7 protein-coding genes are annotated in these 6,422 nt (G+C 68.5%); 2 read left to right on the top strand and 5 right to left on the bottom strand.

Features of this window, described 5'->3' with window-relative positions; all coding sequences use genetic code 11:
• Positions 1-393 precede the first annotated feature (393 nt).
• The 3 genes from ABT170_RS04970 to thyX all read right to left on the bottom strand — a co-directional run bounded on the left by ABT170_RS04970 (position 394) and on the right by thyX (position 3,997).
• Positions 394-2,079 (bottom strand): ribonuclease J, encoded by a 1,686-nt coding sequence (locus tag ABT170_RS04970; RefSeq protein ID WP_266924488.1) that lies wholly within the window; start codon positions 2,077-2,079, stop codon positions 394-396.
• A 128-nt stretch (positions 2,080-2,207) separates the two neighbouring features.
• Positions 2,208-3,107, bottom strand: coding sequence for a 4-hydroxy-tetrahydrodipicolinate synthase (dapA, locus tag ABT170_RS04965; RefSeq protein ID WP_329945382.1), 900 nt, complete (start codon positions 3,105-3,107; stop codon positions 2,208-2,210).
• Positions 3,108-3,259: 152 nt separating this feature from the next.
• Positions 3,260-3,997, bottom strand: a complete 738-nt coding sequence (gene thyX / locus ABT170_RS04960) for an FAD-dependent thymidylate synthase (RefSeq protein ID WP_329945381.1) — start codon at positions 3,995-3,997, stop codon at positions 3,260-3,262.
• Positions 3,998-4,184: 187 nt separating this feature from the next.
• Between thyX and ABT170_RS04955 the strand changes: the two genes are divergently transcribed.
• Positions 4,185-4,424: a hypothetical protein gene (locus tag ABT170_RS04955; protein ID WP_266924483.1), complete on the top strand. Its 240-nt coding sequence runs from the start codon at positions 4,185-4,187 to the stop codon at positions 4,422-4,424.
• Between the two features lie 94 nt (positions 4,425-4,518).
• The gene (locus ABT170_RS04950; protein WP_329945380.1) at positions 4,519-5,067 is read left to right on the top strand and encodes an SCO5741 family PH domain-containing membrane protein; all 549 of its coding nucleotides are present in this window, start codon (positions 4,519-4,521) and stop codon (positions 5,065-5,067) included.
• Positions 5,068-5,194: 127 nt separating this feature from the next.
• Here the strand turns inward: ABT170_RS04950 and ABT170_RS04945 are convergent, their stop codons facing one another.
• Positions 5,195-5,647 carry a tetratricopeptide repeat protein gene (locus ABT170_RS04945; protein ID WP_329945379.1) on the bottom strand — a complete coding sequence of 151 codons (453 nt, stop codon included), beginning with the start codon at positions 5,645-5,647 and terminating at the stop codon, positions 5,195-5,197.
• 13 nt (positions 5,648-5,660) lie between these two features.
• Entirely contained in the window at positions 5,661-6,413 is a 753-nt protein-coding gene (gene dapB, locus ABT170_RS04940; RefSeq protein WP_329945378.1) for a 4-hydroxy-tetrahydrodipicolinate reductase, read from the bottom strand.
• Positions 6,414-6,422: the final 9 nt, after the last annotated feature.

Raw genomic sequence — 6,422 nt, 5'->3', positions numbered from 1 at the left:
TTCACCGGGGCCCTCCGGGCGCTTCCCTTCGTTCTTGCGTTTCCGACTCTATCAGACTCTTTCGTGTCCGATTCCCGGTCGAAGCGGGTCAAACTTTTTTCGCTTTCCAGTTCTTCGCTTTCGCGTTTCCCTTTCCGGCGAGTCCGACTTTACCAGACTCTTTTCCGTTCCGTTTCCGGTCCGAATTCGATTCCAGCGGCCTGCGGATGGCCTTTGCCTTTCGGCGGGCCCGACTTTATCAGAGATTCTGAGTCGGAATTCCCGCCCCGTTCGGTGGGCTCCCTGCGCATGACTGCGCGGGCGCTTCCCGGTCGGGCGGAGACGTAAACGTACTGGAGCGGGGCGCCCGGATGCAAATCGAGGTGCCCCGCTCCGTACCGGCGGTCGTGAGGATCAGACCTCGACGACGACCGGAAGGATCATCGGGCGCCGGCGGTAGGTGTCGGAGACCCACTTGCCCACCGTGCGGCGGACGAGCTGCTGGAGCTGGTGGGGCTCCATCACTCCGTCCTGGGCCGACTTGTTGAGCGCTTCCTCGACCTTCGGGACGACGGCGCTGAAGGCGGCGTCGTCGATGCCGGAGCCCCGGGCCTGGATGTGGGGGCCGCCCACGATCTTGCCGGAGGAGCTGTCGACCACGATGAAGACCGAGATGATGCCCTCGTCACCGAGAATGCGGCGGTCCTTGAGGGAGGTCTCGGTGACATCGCCGACCGAGAGGCCGTCGACATAGACGTAACCCGCCTGGACCTTGCCGACGATCTTGGCCTTGCCGTCGACCAGGTCGACGACGACGCCGTCCTCGGCGATGACGATGTGGTCCTTGGGGACACCCGTGAGCGCGCCCAGTTCGGCGTTGGCCCGCAGGTGGCGCCATTCGCCGTGGACCGGCATCAGGTTCTTCGGCTTGCAGATGTTGTAGAAGTACAGCAGCTCGCCGGCCGAGGCGTGGCCCGAGACGTGGACCTTGGCGTTGCCCTTGTGGACGACATTGGCGCCCCAGCGGGTCAGGCCGTTGATCACGCGGTAGACCGCGTTCTCGTTGCCCGGGATCAGGGACGACGCCAGGATCACCGTGTCGCCCTGGACGATCCGGATCTGATGGTCGCGGTTCGCCATCCGGGACAGGGCGGCCATCGGCTCGCCCTGCGAGCCCGTACAGACGAGCACGACCTCGTCGTCCGGCAGGTCGTCGAGGGTCTTCACATCGACGACCAGGCCCGCGGGGACCTTCAGATAGCCCAGGTCACGGGCGATGCCCATGTTGCGGACCATCGAACGGCCGACGAACGCGACCCTGCGGCCGTACTCGTGGGCGGCGTCCAGGATCTGCTGGATGCGGTGGACGTGGCTGGCGAAGCTCGCCACGATGATGCGCTTCTGAGCATTGGCGAAGACCGTGCGCAGGACGTTGGAGATGTCCCGCTCGGGCGGTACGAAGCCGGGGACTTCCGCGTTCGTCGAGTCGGAGAGCAGCAGGTCGATGCCCTCCTCGCTCAGCCGCGCGAAGGCGTGGAGGTCGGTGAGGCGCCCGTCCAGCGGGAGCTGGTCCATCTTGAAGTCACCGGTCGCGACGGCCATGCCCGCGGGGGTGCGGATGGCGACCGCCAGTGCGTCCGGGATCGAGTGGTTGACCGCGATGAACTCGCAGTCGAAGACGCCGATGCGCTCGCGCTGGCCCTCGGTGACTTCCAGGGTGTACGGGCGGATCCGGTGCTCCTGGAGCTTGGCCTCGATGAGCGCGAGGGTCAGCTTGGAGCCGATGAGCGGGATGTCCGGCTTCAGGCGCAGCAGATACGGGACGCCACCGATGTGGTCCTCGTGGCCGTGTGTGAGGACGATGCCCTCGACGTCGTCCAGACGGTCCCGGATCGTGGTGAAGTCCGGAAGGATCAGGTCGATCCCGGGCTGCTCCTCCTCGGGGAAGAGCACTCCGCAGTCGACGATGAGCAGGCGGCCGCCGTACTCGAAGACCGTCATGTTGCGGCCGATCTCGCCGAGGCCGCCGAGCGGGGTGACCCGCAGGCCGCCCTTCGGAAGCTTCGGCGGGGTACCGAGTTCAGGATGCGGATGACTCAAAAGACTCTCCTTACCACGCGCGCCACGTACCGCTGAGGCACGTGGCGCGCGTGTCATTCGTGCACTTGCTGTTGTCTGGGATGGTGCTCGGCGAGCGTTCGTCGCCTATTCAGTTGTGAAGTCCGTGGTTACAGCTGTACCCCGCCGGCAGCCAGATCGATCTTGAGCTGCGCCGTCTCCTGTGCGGTGAGTTCCACCAGGGGGAGGCGCAGCGGACCGGCCGGGAGGCCCTGGAGCGTCAGAGCGGCCTTCGTGGTGATCACGCCCTGGGTGCGGAACATGCCGGTGAAGACCGGAAGCAGCTTCTGGTGGATCTCCGTGGCCTTGTGGACGTCGCCGCCGAGGTGGGCCTCGATGAGGGCCCGCAGATCGGGGGTCACCACATGGCCGACGACGGAGACGAAGCCGACCGCGCCGACCGAGAGCAGCGGGAGGTTCAGCATGTCGTCGCCCGAGTACCAGGCGAGGCCGGACTGGGCGATGGCCCAGCTGGCGCGGCCCAGGTCGCCCTTGGCGTCCTTGTTGGCGACGATACGCGGGTGCTCGGCGAGCCGGACGAGCGTCTCCGTGTCGATCGGGACACCGCTTCGCCCGGGGATGTCGTACAGCATCACGGGGAGGCCGGTGGAGTCCGCGATGGCGGTGAAGTGGCGCAGGAGGCCTTCCTGCGGGGGCTTGTTGTAGTACGGGGTGACGGCGAGGAGGCCGTGGGCACCGGCGCGCTCCGCGGTGCGGGCCAGCTCGACGCTGTGACGGGTGTCGTTGGTGCCGATGCCGGCCACGACGTGGGCCCGGTCTCCCACCGCTTCGAGCACCGCCCGGACGAGCCGGTCTTTCTCCGCGTCGCTGGTGGTCGGGGACTCGCCGGTGGTGCCATTGATGATCAGGCCGTCATTGCCTGCGTCCACCAGATGGGCGGCGAGCCGCTGGGCGCCGTCGAGGTCGAGTGCGCCGTCCGCCGTGAAGGGCGTGACCATAGCGGTGAGGACCCGCCCGAAGGGGGTCTGCGGAGTGGAGATCGGAGCCATGGGTAACACGCTACTCGTTGCTCAGCGCACGGTGTCCCCTCGGGGGGACGGGGAAGTGGAACCCGACACTGCCTGCTCGGGGGTTCAAGCAGTGCCGGGTCCGTTTGATCAGCCTAGATGAACTTCATGAAACGCCGCAATACGGACACCGCTTACGGGGCGACCCGTCCATTTTTGTTGAAGGCGGCATGAGTGAGCGGCATGAGCTGCGCCCAGTGGGCCTCCATCTGCTCACCCACCATCTCGATCTCGCGCTGCGGGAAGGACGGGACCTTCGCCAGCTCGTGCTGCGTGCGCAGGCCGAGGAAGTGCATCAGGGAGCGTGCGTTGCACGTGGCGTACATCGTCGAGAAGAGGCCCACGGGCAGGACCGCGCGGGCGACCTCTCGGGCCACTCCGGCGGCGAGCATCTCCTGGTACGCCTCGTACGCCTGGCGGTAGGAGTCCTCCATCGCACGGCTGGTGAGCGCGTGCTGCTCCTCGGTGCCCTCGACGAACTCGTACTTGCCGGGGCGGCCCTGCTGGACGAGCTTGCGGGACTCCCCGGGGACGTAGAAGACCGGCTCCAGCTCCCTGTAGCGGCCCGATTCCTCGTTGTACGACCAGCCGACGCGGTGCCGCATGAACTCGCGGAAGACGAAGATGGGGGCACTGATGAAGAAGGTCATCGAGTTGTGCTCGAACGGACTTCCGTGCCGGTCCCGCATCAGGAAGTTGATCAGCCCCTTGGACCGCTCGGGGTCCTTGGTGACCTCTCCGAGCGACTGCTCGCCCGCCGTGGAGACACGGGCGGCGAACAGGACGTCGGAGTCACCTGCGGCGTGTTTCACCAGGTCAACGGTGACATCACTGCGGAAGCTGGGCTTTGCGGGTTCGGGGGTGTCGGTCACCGGCGGGGGTCCTTCCAATGGCGTCGCTCGGGCGGCGTCCACTCTACGGCCCGGCACCGACAACGCGTCCGGGACCGCCCGTACGGGGAAATCTCGCATTGATTCGGCGATTCGGGGCACCGATCGGGCGTTCTGTACGTCTGACTCATTAGCAGCACCCGCCACAGACTTCAAGGAGAGTTTCCTCATGTTCCGCCGGCGTGAATCCGTTCCGTTCTCGTTCGTCGCCGAGGCCGACCGGTTCCGCAGTAATGTCACTCCGCCGCCCCGGACCCGCGTCAGCGTCTCCGAGCTGGCGGGCCGTTCCCTCGTGGGGCTGACCGTGGTCGCGGGCCTCGTCGGATCGCTGCTCTTCGGCCTTCCCGCCCTCGACCCCGACCAGGCCCCGGCCCAGGGCAAGCAGTCCGAGGCCTCCGAAGGCCGCTGACTCGTACGGACCCCCTGGGGTGGTCGGCCCGGTGCGGGTCTCGGTAGCCTCACCGGGCACAGCAATCGAGCGTGCTTGTGAGTGAGGATCAGTCGTGCCCCTGCCCTTTCTGACGGCCGACCGCGCATTCGACGCGAGCGCGGAGGACGTCGCGCTGCCGTTCGACGACCACGACAGCTGGCGGCGGCCCTACCGTCCCGGCCCGTGGCGGGTCGCGGCAGCGGCCACCCTGTTGTTGCTCGCCTCGTTCGTCCTCCTCGCGGCCGTGATCATCGGCGCGGCTGGTGCGCTGTCCGGAGCGCTCGCGTGCTTCGCGCTCGCCGCCGCGGTGATCATGTGCTCGCTACGGCTGCTCCGGGTCGGTGCGTGGGTCAGCCGGCACGGTGTGCGGCGGGTGGGCTTCTTCCGGACCACCACCGTGCCGTGGAACCGGGCGGCGGCGGTACGTACCGTCCAGCAGCCGGTGAAGTGGCTCGGTCTCCCCCGTACCGTGCAGGGTCAGGCCCTCGTCGTGGTCCGTCACGGCGGCGACACCCTGCCGCCGCTGGTCACCGACCACAACGCGGACTTCCTGGGCCGCGACGAGGCCTTCGAGCGGGCGACGGACACCATCGAGGCCTGGGGCGACGAATACCGCCAGTAGTGGTCCCACGCGGACAGCGGGCCCGGTACGGACACTCCGTACCGGGCCCGCTGTCCGTGAGGACGTCCCCGGTGTCGGGGGGTGCGTGCTCGCCCGCTCGCCGGACGCGCCGGCCGACGCCCTGCCGTCAGGCCCCTACCGGCTTGCCGCCGTGCAGCGCGATCGCGCGTTGCATCGCCTTGCGGGCTCGTGGTGTGTCCCGCGCGTCCTGGTAGGCGACGGCCAGCCGGAACCAGCACCGCCAGTCGTCCGGGGAGTCCTCGGTCTCCTCGCGGCGGCGGGCGAACACCGCGTCGGCGGAGTCGCGGTCGATACGGCCGGCCGGGGTACGGATCAGTTCGTCGACCGGGAGCCCGCCCTCGGCCTCCAGCGCGGCGGCCAGCGCGTTGGCCCTGCGGACGAACTGGGTGTTCTTCCAGAGGAACCAGACGCCGATCACCGGCAGGACCAGGACCGCCACGCCGAAGGTGACCGTCAGCAGGGTGCCGTGCCGTATGAGGAGCACGCCGCGGCTGCCGACCAGGGCGAAATAGAAGACCAGGACGGCAGCGGTGACAACGTAGGTGATCTTTGCGCGCATGGGTGTGGCCCAGTCAGTTCAGGTCGAGGAAGTGCTCCAGGCCGAACGTGAGGCCCGGAGTGGTCACCACACGGCGGGTGCCGAGCAGGATGCCCGGCATGAAGCTGCTGTGGTGCAGTGAGTCATGGCGGATGGTGAGGGTCTCGCCCTCGCCGCCGAGCAGCACCTCCTGGTGGGCGAGGAGGCCGCGGAGGCGGACCGCGTGGACCGGGACGCCGTCGACGTCCGCGCCGCGCGCACCGTCCAGAGCGGTGGTGGTGGCGTCCGGCTGCGGGGCGCGGCCGGCCTTCTCGCGGGCCGCCGCGATCAGCTGGGCCGTACGGGTGGCGGTGCCGGACGGCGCGTCCACCTTGTTGGGGTGGTGCAGCTCGATGACCTCGACCGACTCGAAGTACCGGGCGGCCCGCTCCGCGAACTTCATGGTCAGGACGGCGCCGATGGAGAAGTTCGGGGCGATGAGCACACCGGTCCCCGGGGAGCCCTCCAGCCAGCCGTTCAGCTGCGCGAGCCGTTCGTCGGTCCAGCCCGTGGTGCCGACGACGGCGTGGATGCCGTGCCGGACGCAGAAGTCGAGGTTGCCCATCACCGAAGCGGGTGTGGTGAGCTCGACGACGGCCTGGGCGCCGGTGTCGACGAGGGTCTCCAGCCGGTCGCCCCGGCCCAGGGCCGCCACCAGCTCCATGTCGCCGGCGGCCTCGACGGCTCGTACCGCCTCGGCTCCGATACGGCCCTTGGCACCGAGAACGGCTACGCGCAGCTTGCTCATTGCTTGCTT

Source organism: Streptomyces sp. NPDC001787, from assembly GCF_040297465.1.
Classification (GTDB): domain Bacteria; phylum Actinomycetota; class Actinomycetes; order Streptomycetales; family Streptomycetaceae; genus Streptomyces.
Note: the sequence above shows the minus strand (reverse complement) of the source record. Positions and strands in the feature narration are given on the sequence as shown.